We start from the raw sequence: 14,029 nt of genomic DNA, 5'->3' as shown, positions 1-14,029 counted from the left end.
TTAAAATAAAGTATAGTTACATATAACCGAGATTTTAGGAGGAATTTCATTATGGCAATTACTGCACAAATGGTTAAAGAATTGCGCGAAAAAACTGGCGCAGGTATGATGGACTGCAAAAAAGCTCTTCAGGAAACAAATGGTGATATGGACCAGGCGATCGATTTCCTTCGTGAAAAAGGTATTGCTAAAGCTGCCAAGAAAGCTGACCGCATCGCTGCAGAAGGTACTACTTACATCCTTGCAGAAGGAAATGAAGCTGTTATTCTTGAAGTGAACTCTGAAACGGATTTCGTAGCAAAGAACGAAGGCTTCCAGGTTCTAGTTAAGGAAATCGCTGAGCACCTTCTTAAGAACAAGCCTGCTTCTGCTGAAGAAGCTAACGCTCAAACTATGGAAAATGGCGATACAGTGGAAACTCGCATCAACAATGCAATTGCTAAAATCGGTGAGAAGCTTTCACTTCGCCGCTTTGAAGTGAAAACTAAGACTGATAACGATGCATTCGGTGCATACCTTCACATGGGCGGACGCATTGGCGTACTATCCGTTCTTGAAGGAACTACAGACGAAGCAGCTGCTAAAGATGTTTCCATGCACATCGCTGCATTGAACCCTAAATATGTTTCTCGTGATGAAGTTTCCCAGGAAGAAGTTGAACACGAGCGCCAAATCCTTACACAACAAGCTCTTAACGAAGGCAAGCCAGAGAATATCGTTGCGAAAATGGTTGAAGGCCGCCTGAGCAAATATTTCGAAGATGTATGTGTACTTGACCAGCCATTCGTTAAGAATCCTGACCAAAAAGTACGCCAGTTTGTTGAATCAAAAGGCGCAACACTTCGTGAGTTCACTCGTTATGAAGTAGGCGAAGGAATCGAAAAGCGTGAAGATAACTTTGCTGAAGAAGTAATGAACCAAGTAAACAAGAAATAATTTTTACTAGCCTATGTAATTGCAGGGAACACTCCAGTGTTCCCTGTTTTTGGACATAGCTTTAATTAGGCTTTTTCGTCGGCATCTTTGCTGCAGAAAGCCTGAAATTACATATGGAGGTACCCTATGACGAGCCCTAAATACAAAAGAGTTGTTTTAAAGTTAAGTGGAGAAGCATTAGCCGGAGAACAAGGATTCGGCATCAATCCGTCGGTAATTAAAAATGTTGCAGACCAGGTGAAGGAGATTGCGGAACTGGATGTTGAGGTAGCTGTTGTAGTAGGCGGAGGAAACATCTGGAGAGGCAAAATCGGTGAAGAAATGGGCATGGACAGAGCGACGGCAGACTATATGGGCATGCTCGCTACCGTCATGAATTCCCTCTCATTGCAAGACAGCCTGGAGCAAGCGGGAATAGAGACAAGGGTTCAAACTTCCATTGAAATGCGGCAGGTAGCAGAGCCGTACATAAGAAGAAGGGCAATCAGGCACCTGGAGAAAAAGCGCGTGGTCATTTTTGCAGCCGGAACAGGAAATCCGTACTTCTCAACGGATACTACAGCTGCATTGCGCGCTGCTGAGATCGAAGCAGATGTAATCCTTATGGCTAAGAATAACGTTGATGGCGTGTACTCAGCTGATCCGCGTATTGACAAAAATGCTACTAAGTATGAAGAGCTCTCATACCTGGATGTGCTTAAGGAAGGTCTTGCTGTCATGGATTCAACGGCTTCATCCTTGTGTATGGACAATGATATCCCGTTAATTGTATTCTCTATTATGGAAAAAGGTAATATTAAACGAGCAGTAATGGGTGAAACAATCGGAACAACCGTGAGGGGGAAAAACTAATGCCAAAACAAGCAATTGCCAATTTGAAAGAAAGAATGTCTAAAGCGATCCAAGCTTATTCTCGCGAACTTGCCAGCATTCGTGCAGGGAGAGCAAGTGCCTCTCTTCTAGACAGAGTACAGGTGGAATACTATGGGGCTCCAACTCCAGTCAATCAACTTGCTGGCATTTCTGTACCGGAAGCTCGTCTTTTGGTCATCCAGCCTTATGATAAGTCAATCCTTGGTGAGATTGAAAAAGCAATCCTGAAGTCTGATCTTGGCCTGAATCCTGCAAATGATGGATCAATCATCAGGATCGCGATTCCTCAACTGACTGAGGAACGACGCAAGGAACTTGCAAAACAAGTTAAAAAGGAAGCAGAAGAAGCAAAAATCGCTATCCGCAATATCCGTCGTGATGGAAATGAAGATCTGAAAAAGCTTGAGAAAAACGGCGAAATTACAGAGGATGACCTTCGTGGATATTCTGACGATATTCAAAAGCTGACAGACGAACACATTGCAAAAATCGATCAGATTACAAAAGACAAAGAAAAAGAAATTATGGAAGTGTAATCACTGCTTTCGCAGTCAACATCGAAAACCCTCTGTTTTCCAGGGGGTTTTTTCTCTATACATATACCGCTTGAAGGAAAAGATTCTTTTCTCAAACTTTGTTGCAATTAACAACAAAATAGGATTGAATGACCTGTGTTTCTTCACAAAATTAAAGTTTATTATGAGAAAAGAGCTTGCACACTAAATACCGATTTACAAAATGGCTTTTTATCACGTTAAAATTGGCTTTAGGATTTTAACAACAATCTTTACGAAAACAGCCAAGATTTAAAAACAATGAGTTTACGAAAACAGTCTGGATGATAGAATATAATAATATTGGCTGCTGTATTCTGTTTTTCTTCATAAGTACATATTCTGTATATAAGGCTCCTTTTGTATAAGGGCAGGCTGGAATTAAAGAATATTAATGTGAGACCATCCGTTTATAGAGATATCTTTTTTCTTTTTTGGTATGATAGTGGCATATGGAATTGAAGAAGAGAGAAAAAAGAATTACTCTATCGCTTTTAATGAGCAGTCCAGCTTCAGCACCAAATCGATCCCTGGCATAGTCTTAGGGATGAAAGACTCATTGGAGCTAAAGATAATCTTTTGGGGGAGCTGTCACAATGTTAAATAAAATGAATCCGTGGAAGAAGGATCAAAATCCTGCCGGTTTCCGAGATCGTGTACTTCATATTAAAGAACATGAAGTCCCCTCTCATGTTGCCATCATTATGGATGGTAACGGACGCTGGGCTAAAAAGCGTGCTTTGCCCCGGGTTGCTGGCCATCATGAAGGCATGAAGGTTGTCCGTAAAATAACCAAGCTGGCCAATGAGCTTGGTGTCAAGACGCTAACTGTCTATGCTTTCTCTACTGAAAACTGGAAAAGACCGAAAATGGAAGTGGATTTCCTGATGAAGTTGCCCGAAGAGTTTCTTGGCACCTTCCTTCCAGAATTAATTGAAGAAAATGTCCGTGTAGAAATGATTGGTTATATGGATAAGCTTCCTGAGCATACCAAAAGGGCTGTAGGGAAAGCGATGGAAGACACGAAGGATAACACCGGTCTTGTCTTGAACTTTGCCCTCAACTATGGAAGCCGTGGAGAAATCATTGACAGTGTCAAAAGAGTCATAGATGATGTGAAAAATGGTAAAATGGCTGAAAGTGAGTTGACGGAAGAAGTCTTTTCATCTTACTTGATGACTAAGGATTTGGATGATCCCGACTTGTTAATCAGGACTAGTGGAGAAATCCGCTTGAGCAATTTTATGCTTTGGCAGCTTGCATACACGGAGTTCTGGTTTACTGATGTTCTGTGGCCGGACTTTGATGAAGAACACTTTGTCGAAGCAATTGAAGCATTCCAGGGCCGGCAGCGGCGTTTTGGAGGAGTATAAAAAAGGTGTGAATAAATAGATGAAGCAAAGAATCATTACAGCAGTCATAGCAGCAGCTGTTTTTCTTCCAATCGTAATTTTTGGAGGCTGGCCATTTATTGCAATGGTTTACCTAATAGCATCCATTGCATTATATGAAGCATTGAAGATGAAGCATTTAAAGCTTTTCTCGGTTCCGGGCATTTTATCATTGTTGTTATTGTGGATTTTCCTGATACCTGAACAATATAGCGTTCTTCTTGATAAATTAGATTATACAAAACTGGAGCTTTTCTTTCTTGGAGTGCTTTTATATCTGACTTATACTGTCATAACTAAAAATCGCTTCACTTTTGAAGATGTTGCTTTTTCAATCATGTCAATACTCTATGTCGGGATCGGCTTTTATTTCTTCATTGAAACTAGAGAAGAAAGCCTGATCTATGTGTTTTATTCACTATTCATTATCTGGGCTACCGATTCAGGAGCCTATTTTATCGGACGGGCAATTGGCAAACATAAACTGTGGCCCGAAATCAGCCCGAACAAGACCACAGAAGGCTTTTTTGGCGGTGTAGTATCTGCACTCGCAGTTGCTGCCTTGTTCAGTGTGTTCGGGGATATGAAAGTTCCGACTGTCATCCTGCTTATGGCGACAGCATTTTTGTCAGTGTTCGGCCAAATTGGAGACCTTGTTGAGTCAGCACTGAAGAGACATTACAATGTTAAGGACTCAGGCAACATACTTCCAGGACATGGAGGCATGCTTGACCGCTTCGACAGCTTGTTGTTTGTCTGGCCGTTAATCCACCTGTTCCATTTGTTATAATGTCTTGATTTCATTGCAAAAAAAGAGAAGAAATGAATGAATTCGATAATACCGGGTGTGTACCGTTTCCCGTTGGAGATATTAGGAGTGAAATTAGTGAAAAGAATCAGCTTGTTGGGAGCAACAGGATCGATTGGAATCCAGACGCTCGATGTAATCAGGGAGCATCCCGAAGAGTTCAAGCTAGTATCGATGTCTGCTGGAAGAAACATAGAGCTTACCAGGAAAATCATAATTGAGTTCCTGCCAGAACTTGTTTCTGTTCAGGAGAAAGACGATGCTGAACGGTTAAAATCAGAATTCCCGCAGGTGAGGGTTATATTTGGACAAGAAGGCCTAGTGGAAGCTGCTGTTTTTCAAAAGGCGGATATACTTGTCAATTCTGTACTCGGAAGTGTTGGTTTAGGGCCGACATTGGAGGCGATCAGATCAGGCAAGACGATCGCAATCGCGAATAAGGAAACGCTTGTGACTGCTGGACATATCGTGATGGATGCGGCAAGGCGGCATAATGTATCCATCCTCCCTGTAGACAGTGAGCATTCTGCCATTTTTCAGGCATTACAAGGTGAAAGAGAAAAGAATATTGAGAGACTGATCCTTACAGCATCGGGAGGCAGCTTCAGAGATCGGAAGAGGGAAGAGCTGCAAGGTGTAACAAAAGCAGATGCCTTGAACCATCCAAACTGGTCGATGGGAGCAAAAATCACGATTGACTCCGCCACGATGATGAATAAGGGTCTCGAAGTCATCGAAGCTCATTGGCTTTTCTCTCTTCCGTATGACGATATATCGGTACTCCTCCATCGAGAGAGCATCATCCATTCGATGGTCGAGTTCCATGACACAAGTATTATGGCCCAGCTCGGCACACCTGATATGAAAGTGCCCATTCAATACGCCCTTACATATCCAGACAGACTGCCGCTGGTTACAGGGAAAAGGCTGAACCTTGCGGAAATTGGCCAGCTCCACTTTTCGGAAATGGACTTTGACCGGTTCCGCTGCCTGAAGTTTGCTTATGATGCCGGACGGGCGGGAGGCACTTTGCCTGCAGTTATGAATGCTGCTAATGAAGCAGCAGTAGCTTCCTTTTTGGACGACAGAATCACATTCCTTCAAATTGAAGACTTGATAGAGAGAGCAATGGAAAACCATAACATCATAGAAAAACCGGACCTTGAAGCAATTCAAGAGGTTGACAAAGAGACTAGAAGGTATGTAAAGTCACTACTATAAATTTTAGTCTCAATAGTGGGTTCTTATCCTATTAAAAGGTGGTTAGAAAATTTGAATACAGTTATTGCCTTTATCGTCATTTTTGGCGCCCTCGTGTTCTTCCATGAACTTGGGCACTTGATTTTCGCCAAACGTGCAGGGATCCTCTGCCGTGAATTTGCAATTGGATTCGGTCCTAAGGTCTTTTCTTTTAAGAAAAATGAAACGACTTATACGATCCGCCTTCTTCCTATCGGAGGGTTTGTCAGAATGGCTGGCGAAGATCCGGAAATGATTGAGATCAAGCCAGGGCATAGAGTAGGTTTACTCTTTAACAAGAGTGAAGAAGTTCAGAAAATCATTCTAAATAATAAGGAAAAGTATCCGGACGCACGAATTATCGAAGTGGAAAAAGCCGATATCGAACGCGAGCTTTTCATTAAAGGGTATGAAGAAGGAGAGGATGACAGCCAGCTGACATCTTTCCCAATAAGTAAAACAGCCGTTCTTGTCGAGAATGGAGTGGAAACGCAAATTGCTCCATTTGACAGGCAGTTCGGTTCGAAAACGCTTGGACAGAGAACAATGGCTATCTTCGCTGGACCTATGATGAATTTTATCCTGGCGATGGTTACTTTCATCATCCTTGCCATTTTTCAGGGAATCCCGTCAAATGAACCTGTTTTAGGCAAGCTAACCACGGATGGAAGTGCCCTCAAGGCAGGGCTGCAGGAAGGGGACGTCGTAAACAGTATTGAGGGTTCTGAAGTATCAAGCTGGCAGGATGTTGTTGAAATTATACGCAAGAATCCAGGGAATGAACTCGATTTCTCGGTCGTTCGTGAAGGACAGAGTATCGAGCTGCCTGTAACACCAGAAGTCAAGGATATTGAGGGTGAAAAAATCGGATTGATTGGCGTCTACAGCCCGGTAGAAAAATCGCCATTGAAATCGATATCCTATGGTGTGAAGGAAACATACTTCTGGACAAAAGAGATTTTTTCCATGCTTGGAAAACTGCTGACTGGCCAATTTTCGATTGACGCCTTATCCGGACCTGTGGGCATTTATGTCTCTACTGATACGGTTGCAAAGTCCGGAATCTTCTATCTAATGAAATGGGCTGCAATCCTAAGCATTAACCTGGGAATCATGAACCTTCTCCCATTCCCGGCACTCGACGGGGGCAGGCTGACCTTCTTTGCGGTTGAAGCGCTGAGAGGAAAACCAATCGACAAGCAAAAAGAGGGTATGGTCCACTTCATCGGCTTCGCATTGTTGATGCTGCTGATGCTGGTGGTCACCTGGAATGATATTCAAAGGTTCTTCCTGTAAGTCAATACATTTTACTTCCTGCCTGGGCCGCACCGGGCAGGAACATTTTTTCAAAAACATGAACTAATCCTAATGAGGTGTTAATAATGAAGCAAAGTATGTCGCTTATTCCTACTTTAAGAGAAGTACCATCAGATGCAGAAGTCAAAAGTCATCAGCTATTGCTCAGGGCTGGATTCATCCGTCAAAACGCAAGCGGTGTTTATACATACATGCCTCTAGGGCGCAAGGTCCTTCAAAAAGTCGAGGCAATCATCAGGGAAGAGATGAATAATGCTGGTGCAGCTGAATTATTCATGCCAGCTCTGCAGCAAGCTGAACTATGGCAGGAATCAGGCCGCTGGTATTCCTATGGCCCAGAACTGATGAGGCTTAGGGATCGGCATGACCGCGAGTTCGCTCTTGGCGCGACACATGAAGAAGTCATCACAAGCGTTGTCCGTGACGAAGTAAAATCTTATAAACGCCTTCCGCTGACACTTTACCAAATCCAGACAAAATACCGTGACGAAAAACGTCCAAGATTCGGCCTTCTGCGCGGCCGTGAATTTATCATGAAGGATGCCTATTCCTTCCATGCTACACAAGAGAGCCTTGATGAGGTTTATGAGCGTATCTTCCAGGCGTATTCGAATGTATTCAGACGCTGTGGCTTGAACTTCCGTGCTGTTATTGCTGATTCAGGAGCAATGGGAGGGAAGGATACACATGAATTCATGGTCCTTTCTGATATCGGGGAAGATACAATTGCCTATTCCGATACATCTGAATATGCGGCTAATATCGAAATGGCGCCAGTAACGGCCGTTTATGAGAAGAGCAGTGAACCTGCTGGGGAATTAGAAAAAGTGCACACAGAAAACAAGAAGACAATTGATGAAGTTTCTTCCTTCCTTGATGTTGAAGCACAAGATTGCATCAAGTCTCTGCTTTTCAAAGTGGACGATCGCTATGTGCTTGTTTTAGTCCGTGGTGACCATGATGTGAACGATATTAAGTTGAAAAATTACTTTGAAGCTTCAAATGTCGAACTGGCCGATGCAGCAACAACCAAAGAGGTTCTTGGCTGCTCGGTTGGCTCACTTGGACCGGTAGGAATAGACAGTGTAGAGGTAATTGCCGATAATGCCGTGCAGGCGATCGTCAATGGAGTCTGCGGAGCAAATGAAGAAGATTATCATTTTACAAATGTCAATCCTGAACGTGATTTCAAGGTTGCAGCCTTTACCGACCTGCGCTTCATCAAAGAAGGCGATCCTTCTCCAGATGGACAGGGAACAATCGTCTTCGCAAAAGGCATTGAAGTCGGACATGTATTCAAGCTTGGCACCAGATACAGTGAAGCAATGAATGCTGAGATCCTTGATGAGAATGGAAGAACAAAGCCAATGATCATGGGGTGCTACGGAATCGGCGTTTCCCGTACGATGGCCGCAGTCGCAGAACAATTCAATGATGAAAACGGCCTGGTTTGGCCAACCAATATTTCACCATTCGATGTCCATCTCATTGCAGTGAACATGAAGGACAGCGCACAGTCGGAATTGGCTCAAGAGCTATACTCAAGCCTGCAGGCAGCAGGAATGGAGGTACTCCTTGATGATCGCCAGGAAAGGCCTGGAGTGAAATTCGCAGACTCCGATTTGATTGGGTTGCCAGTAAGAATTACAGTCGGCAAGAAAGCCGGCGAAGGAATCGTCGAAGTGAAAATCCGTAAAAACGGCGAAATGCAGGAAGTGCAAAAAGATGATTTGGCAGGTGTCTTGAAAAATATTTTGCAAGAACTATAATCTGTTTGGTGGATCCTACTTCAGGGTCCGCTTTTTTTTATTTGCTCCTCGATTTAGATATTTACAAAGTGAATGCATTTTCCAGAAATCGGAAGACGGCACGATTATTGTCTCGTTTGGATTGATTATGACTGTTTTTTAGGAGATTAATGCAGACTTTCAGGCAAATCCAGGGTTGTTTCGGGAGATTATCAACCACTATTAAGAGAATAATTTTTCCAGTCCGTATATTGCGCCTGATTATAACGTATTTTCCAGCAAACGCACCCTTATAGAGTACATTTAGGGTCAAACCACACACTTATGCAGACTCGTCATCCGACTTAAGGGTATTTTTAGGGCTAAGCAGATCCCTATTCGCCCTCTTCACTCCATGTAAGGGTACTTTTAGGGTCTAAACACACCCCCATGCAGAGATGCCTCTTTCCTAATAGGGTACATTTAAGGTCTAAAACTCACCTTTAAGCCACAACTTCACTTCCCATAACGGTACACATCGGCACAATATGTATTTTGATATAACTGAGTTTGTCTACGGTATGGAAAAATTATATTTTTATTGAAGCATTGAAATGGTAATATCAAACACAGGTAACGGTACAGGCATTTTATGTTATAATAACCTTTGCTATTAAACAGGAATTCATGCAACCAGAGTTGTTTTTCAAACGGGCAATTCCGCCCGATAGATAGAATTTAAGCTTTTCAGATGGGAGAGAAATAACCATGGGTGATCTTTCTTCGGGAAAAAAAGAAAGGTTTCAGCTCCTGCTGCAGCAGCTGCAGCTAACAGAAGATGCAATTGTCACTCATTTTCAAAACGCTGAAATTGACAGGGTAGTGATTGAGAAACAGGCAAGGAAATGGCATTTCTTTTTCCAGTTTGAAAGAATCGTTCCTTGTCAGCTGTATAACACATTCATTGGCAAGCTGGAACAGACTTTCTCACATATTGCGAAAATATCATACTCGGTAAAAGTGCTTGAACAGGCAATCAGTGACAAGGAAATCCTGGATTACTGGAAGTCATGCATTAAAGAAATAGATGGCATCGCGCCTCCATTGTTAAAGCTCCTGAATGAGCAAGTTCCGCAAATCCAGGGAACGAAACTCATTTTAACAGCCAGGAATGAAGCCGAAGGACTTGCACTTAAGCGTAAATATGGGGGCACTATAGCCGAGATTTACCAGAGTTTTGGTTTCCCTTTACTTACGATTGATACGGTTGTAAGTAAAGATAGTTCTTCAGACGAATATGAAAAATTCATGAAGGCTAAAGAGAAAGAAGACCAGGAACGCGGTCTGATGGCGATGATCGAGATGCAGAAGAAGGAAGCTGAACAAGCCAAGGGAGATGGTGCGCCGCAGGAAGGCCCGGTAACCATTGGCCTTACGATCAAGGATGATGCTGACTTCCGCAAGCTTGAAGACATCGTTGATGAAGAGCGCCGCGTAGCCGTCGAAGGCTATGTATTCTTTGCCGAAACAAAAGAGCTTCGCAGCGGCAGGACGCTTTTGACATTCAAAATTACGGACTATACAAGCTCCATCATGGTAAAAATGTTCTCACGCGATAAGGAAGACGCCGCCATTTACCAGCGCATTTCAAAAGGAATGTGGCTAAAGGTAAGGGGCAGCATCCAGAACGACACCTTTGTCCGCGATCTTGTCATGATTGGAAATGACGTGAATGAAATCAAACCTAAAGGAAGAATTGATTCTGCGCCAGAAGGCGAAAAAAGAGTCGAGCTTCATCTGCATACACCAATGAGCCAGATGGACGCGGTTTCATCTGTGAGCGCACTGGTTTCCCAGGCAGCAAAGTGGGGGCATAAAGCAGTGGCAATCACTGACCATGCAGTTGTGCAATCCTACCCGGAAGCTTTCGGGGCAGGAAAGAAAAATGATATCAAGATCCTGTACGGTGTGGAAATAAACCTTGTTGATGATGGTGTGCCAATCGCCTATAATGACGCACACAGATTGCTGGCAGACGATACGTATGTCGTTTTTGACGTCGAAACAACAGGTCTGTCAGCTGTATACGATACAATCATTGAACTTGCAGCTGTCAAAATCCGCGACGGAGAAATCATCGACCGGTTCGAATCATTCGCTAATCCTCACCACCGTTTATCGGCAACGACCATCAACTTGACAGGCATTACCGATGATATGGTCCGCAATGCGCCGGAAGTGAGTGAAGTACTGGAAAAGTTTAAGGAATGGACAGGTGACTGTGTTCTGGTTGCCCACAATGCTTCTTTCGATATGGGTTTCCTGAATGTCGGCTATAAAAAGATTGGCATGGGCAAAGCGCCGAATCCTGTTATCGATACACTGGAGCTTGGCCGCTTCCTGTATCCAGACATGAAAAATCATCGATTGAATACATTAGCGAAGAAATTCGATATTGAACTAACACAGCACCACCGTGCTATCTATGATGCAGAAGCGACAGGGTACCTGTTGGTGAAAATGTTAAAGGATGCAGCGGAAAAAGGACTGGAATACCACGATCAGCTCAATGACAATATGGGCCAGGGTAAAGCATTCCAGAGAGCGCGGCCTTATCATGCTACCTTGCTGGCTAAAAACGAAGTCGGTATGAAAAATATCTTCAAGCTTGTGTCTATTTCCCATATTGAATACTTTTACAGGGTGCCGCGTATCCCACGATCACTTTTAAATAAACATCGTGAAGGAATCCTGATTGGTTCTGGATGCGATAAGGGTGAAGTTTTTGAAGGCATGATGCAAAAAGGTCCGGAAGAGGTCGAAGAGGCAGCACAGTTCTATGACTATCTGGAAGTTCATCCAAAGGCTGTTTATGCTCACTTGCTTGAGCTGGAATTAGTGCGGGACCAGAAGGCACTCGAGGATATCATTAACAATATCGTCAAGCTTGGCGAGAAGCTGGACTTGCCGGTAGTTGCTACAGGTAATGTCCACTACTTGAACGAGAATGATAAAATTTACCGCAAAATCCTGGTCAACTCCCAGGGAGGAGCAAACCCTCTTAATCGTCATGAGCTTCCAGATGTGCATTTCAGGACAACGAATGAAATGCTCGATGCCTTTAAGTTTCTGGGAGAAGAAAAGGCGAAAGAAATTGTTGTAGAAAACTCTAACAAGGTTGCTGACATGATTGATGTCATCAAGCCAATCAAAGATGATCTCTATACGCCGAAAATCGAAGGCGCAGATGAAGAAATGCGCAGTATGAGTTACGGAATGGCCCGCGACATCTATGGGGATGACCTTCCTGAAATCGTTGAGGCTCGCCTTGAAAAAGAATTGAAAAGTATCATAGACAATGGTTTTGCCGTTATCTATTTGATTTCTCATAAACTTGTTAAAAAGTCACTGGATGATGGCTATCTAGTAGGTTCACGTGGATCGGTAGGGTCTTCTTTCGTAGCGACGATGACGGAAATCACTGAGGTTAATCCGCTGCCGCCGCACTATGTATGTCCAAAGTGCAAAAAATCGGAGTTCTTCAATGATGGATCAGTCGGTTCAGGTTTTGACCTTCCGGACAAGGACTGCCCGGATTGCGGAATTAAATATAAAAAAGACGGACATGACATACCGTTTGAAACCTTCCTTGGTTTCAAAGGGGACAAGGTGCCCGATATCGATTTGAACTTTTCGGGTGAATACCAGCCGCGTGCCCATAATTACACAAAAGTGCTGTTTGGTGAGGATTATGTTTACCGCGCGGGAACAATCGGAACTGTAGCGGATAAGACGGCCTATGGTTATGTAAAAGGATACCAGGGCGACAATAATCTCCAGCTGCGCGGTGCGGAAATTGACCGTCTTGCATCCGGCTGTACTGGTGTAAAGCGGACGACTGGCCAGCACCCGGGCGGAATCATCGTAGTTCCTGATTACATGGATATTTTTGATTTTTCGCCAATCCAATTCCCTGCAGACAGCAGCACGTCCGAATGGAAAACAACCCACTTTGATTTCCATTCGATTCACGATAACTTGTTGAAGCTGGATATTCTGGGGCACGATGACCCGACAGTGATCAGGATGCTTCAGGACTTAAGTGGAATCGACCCTAAGACAATTCCGACCGATGACCCTGAAGTCATGAAGATTTTCAGCGGAACAGAATCGCTGGGTGTGACTGAGGAACAAATAATGTCCAAGACCGGCTCACTCGGGATTCCGGAATTCGGAACCAGATTCGTTCGCCAGATGCTTGAGGACACAAAGCCGACGACATTCTCTGAACTCGTACAGATTTCAGGTCTTTCCCACGGTACAGATGTATGGCTTGGAAATGCCCAGGAATTGATCCATAACAATATTTGTAACCTCAGCGAAGTAATCGGCTGCCGTGATGATATCATGGTTTACCTGATTTACCAGGGACTGGAGCCGGCATTTGCGTTTAAGATCATGGAATCTGTTCGTAAAGGTAAAGGCTTGACGGATGAAATGGAAGAAGAAATGCGCAAGAATAAAGTTCCTGAATGGTACATCGATTCGTGCAAAAAGATCAAGTATATGTTCCCAAAAGCTCACGCCGCTGCTTACGTTTTGATGGCCGTAAGGATCGCGTACTTCAAAGTTCACCATCCGCTCATGTATTATGCAGCATACTTCACAGTCAGGGCAGATGACTTTGATGTCGATGCAATGGTCCGCGGTTCCGAGAGCATCCGGGCGGTGATTGAAGAAATCAGCGCCAAGGGGCTTGACGCTTCGACAAAAGAGAAAAATTTGATGACCGTAATGGAACTCGCGCTTGAGATGTGTGAGCGTGGATTTGGATTTGCAAAGGTTGATCTGTACAAATCGAGTGCGTCAGAGTTCATTATCGAAGGCGATAGGCTTATACCGCCATTCAATGCGATACCTGGACTCGGAACGAATGCAGCGATTAATATCGTCAAAGCACGTGAAGAAGGAGAATTCCTCTCCAAGGAAGACCTGCAGCAGCGAGGGAAAATCTCCAAGACGATTCTGGAATACCTCGACAATCATGGCTGTCTTGAGGGCATGCCTGACCAAAACCAATTGTCGTTATTCTAATTGTTATCATCTTAGCCTTCTGGAGAGGAATGCTATAACTGCCGTTTGTTTGCAATAAATATCTGGTTATGTTATATTTTTATTGGAAAT

At 43.7% G+C, this 14,029-nt stretch carries 9 protein-coding genes; all 9 read left to right on the top strand.

Going from position 1 to position 14,029, the window contains the following annotated elements; all coding sequences use genetic code 11:
- Positions 1-51 precede the first annotated feature (51 nt).
- The gene (gene tsf / locus J7E37_RS04095; protein ID WP_214777124.1) at positions 52-936 is read left to right on the top strand and encodes a translation elongation factor Ts; all 885 of its coding nucleotides are present in this window, start codon (positions 52-54) and stop codon (positions 934-936) included.
- Positions 937-1,062: 126 nt separating this feature from the next.
- Positions 1,063-1,788, top strand: coding sequence for a UMP kinase (gene pyrH / locus J7E37_RS04090; RefSeq protein WP_214777123.1), 726 nt, complete (start codon positions 1,063-1,065; stop codon positions 1,786-1,788).
- A complete protein-coding gene (gene frr / locus J7E37_RS04085) occupies positions 1,788-2,345 on the top strand; it encodes a ribosome recycling factor (RefSeq protein WP_214777120.1) in 558 nt (185 codons plus the stop codon). Before pyrH ends, frr begins: the two co-directional genes overlap by 1 nt.
- A 614-nt stretch (positions 2,346-2,959) precedes the next feature.
- Entirely contained in the window at positions 2,960-3,736 is a 777-nt protein-coding gene (locus J7E37_RS04080; RefSeq protein WP_214777118.1) for an undecaprenyl pyrophosphate synthase, read from the top strand.
- 19 nt (positions 3,737-3,755) lie between these two features.
- On the top strand, positions 3,756-4,544 hold the full coding sequence (locus tag J7E37_RS04075) for a phosphatidate cytidylyltransferase (protein WP_215022643.1): 789 nt from the start codon (positions 3,756-3,758) through the stop codon (positions 4,542-4,544).
- Positions 4,545-4,640: 96 nt separating this feature from the next.
- Positions 4,641-5,783: a 1-deoxy-D-xylulose-5-phosphate reductoisomerase gene (locus J7E37_RS04070; protein WP_215022913.1), complete on the top strand. Its 1,143-nt coding sequence runs from the start codon at positions 4,641-4,643 to the stop codon at positions 5,781-5,783.
- A 51-nt stretch (positions 5,784-5,834) separates the two neighbouring features.
- Positions 5,835-7,097 (top strand): RIP metalloprotease RseP, encoded by a 1,263-nt coding sequence (gene rseP, locus J7E37_RS04065; RefSeq protein ID WP_215022641.1) that lies wholly within the window; start codon positions 5,835-5,837, stop codon positions 7,095-7,097.
- 86 nt (positions 7,098-7,183) lie between these two features.
- Positions 7,184-8,887: a proline--tRNA ligase gene (locus tag J7E37_RS04060; RefSeq protein WP_215022639.1), complete on the top strand. Its 1,704-nt coding sequence runs from the start codon at positions 7,184-7,186 to the stop codon at positions 8,885-8,887.
- Positions 8,888-9,613: 726 nt separating this feature from the next.
- Positions 9,614-13,939: a PolC-type DNA polymerase III gene (locus tag J7E37_RS04055; RefSeq protein WP_214777102.1), complete on the top strand. Its 4,326-nt coding sequence runs from the start codon at positions 9,614-9,616 to the stop codon at positions 13,937-13,939.
- Positions 13,940-14,029: the final 90 nt, after the last annotated feature.

This window comes from Bacillus sp. ISL-39 (genome assembly GCF_018613295.1).
GTDB lineage: Bacteria > Bacillota > Bacilli > Bacillales > Cytobacillaceae > Mesobacillus.
The sequence above is the reverse complement of the archived record's forward strand: the minus strand, read 5'-3'. Positions and strand labels throughout refer to the sequence as shown.

Bases quoted from the DNA above. Each gene is read 5' to 3' on its own strand.
- tsf (WP_214777124.1), top strand. From the start codon at position 52: ATGGCAATTACTGCACAAATGGTTAAAGAATTGCGCGAAAAAACTGGC.
- pyrH (WP_214777123.1), top strand. From the start codon at position 1,063: ATGACGAGCCCTAAATACAAAAGAGTTGTTTTAAAGTTAAGTGGAGAA.
- frr (WP_214777120.1), top strand. From the start codon at position 1,788: ATGCCAAAACAAGCAATTGCCAATTTGAAAGAAAGAATGTCTAAAGCG.
- J7E37_RS04080 (WP_214777118.1), top strand. From the start codon at position 2,960: ATGTTAAATAAAATGAATCCGTGGAAGAAGGATCAAAATCCTGCCGGT.
- J7E37_RS04075 (WP_215022643.1), top strand. From the start codon at position 3,756: ATGAAGCAAAGAATCATTACAGCAGTCATAGCAGCAGCTGTTTTTCTT.
- J7E37_RS04060 (WP_215022639.1), top strand. From the start codon at position 7,184: ATGAAGCAAAGTATGTCGCTTATTCCTACTTTAAGAGAAGTACCATCA.
- J7E37_RS04055 (WP_214777102.1), top strand. From the start codon at position 9,614: ATGGGTGATCTTTCTTCGGGAAAAAAAGAAAGGTTTCAGCTCCTGCTG.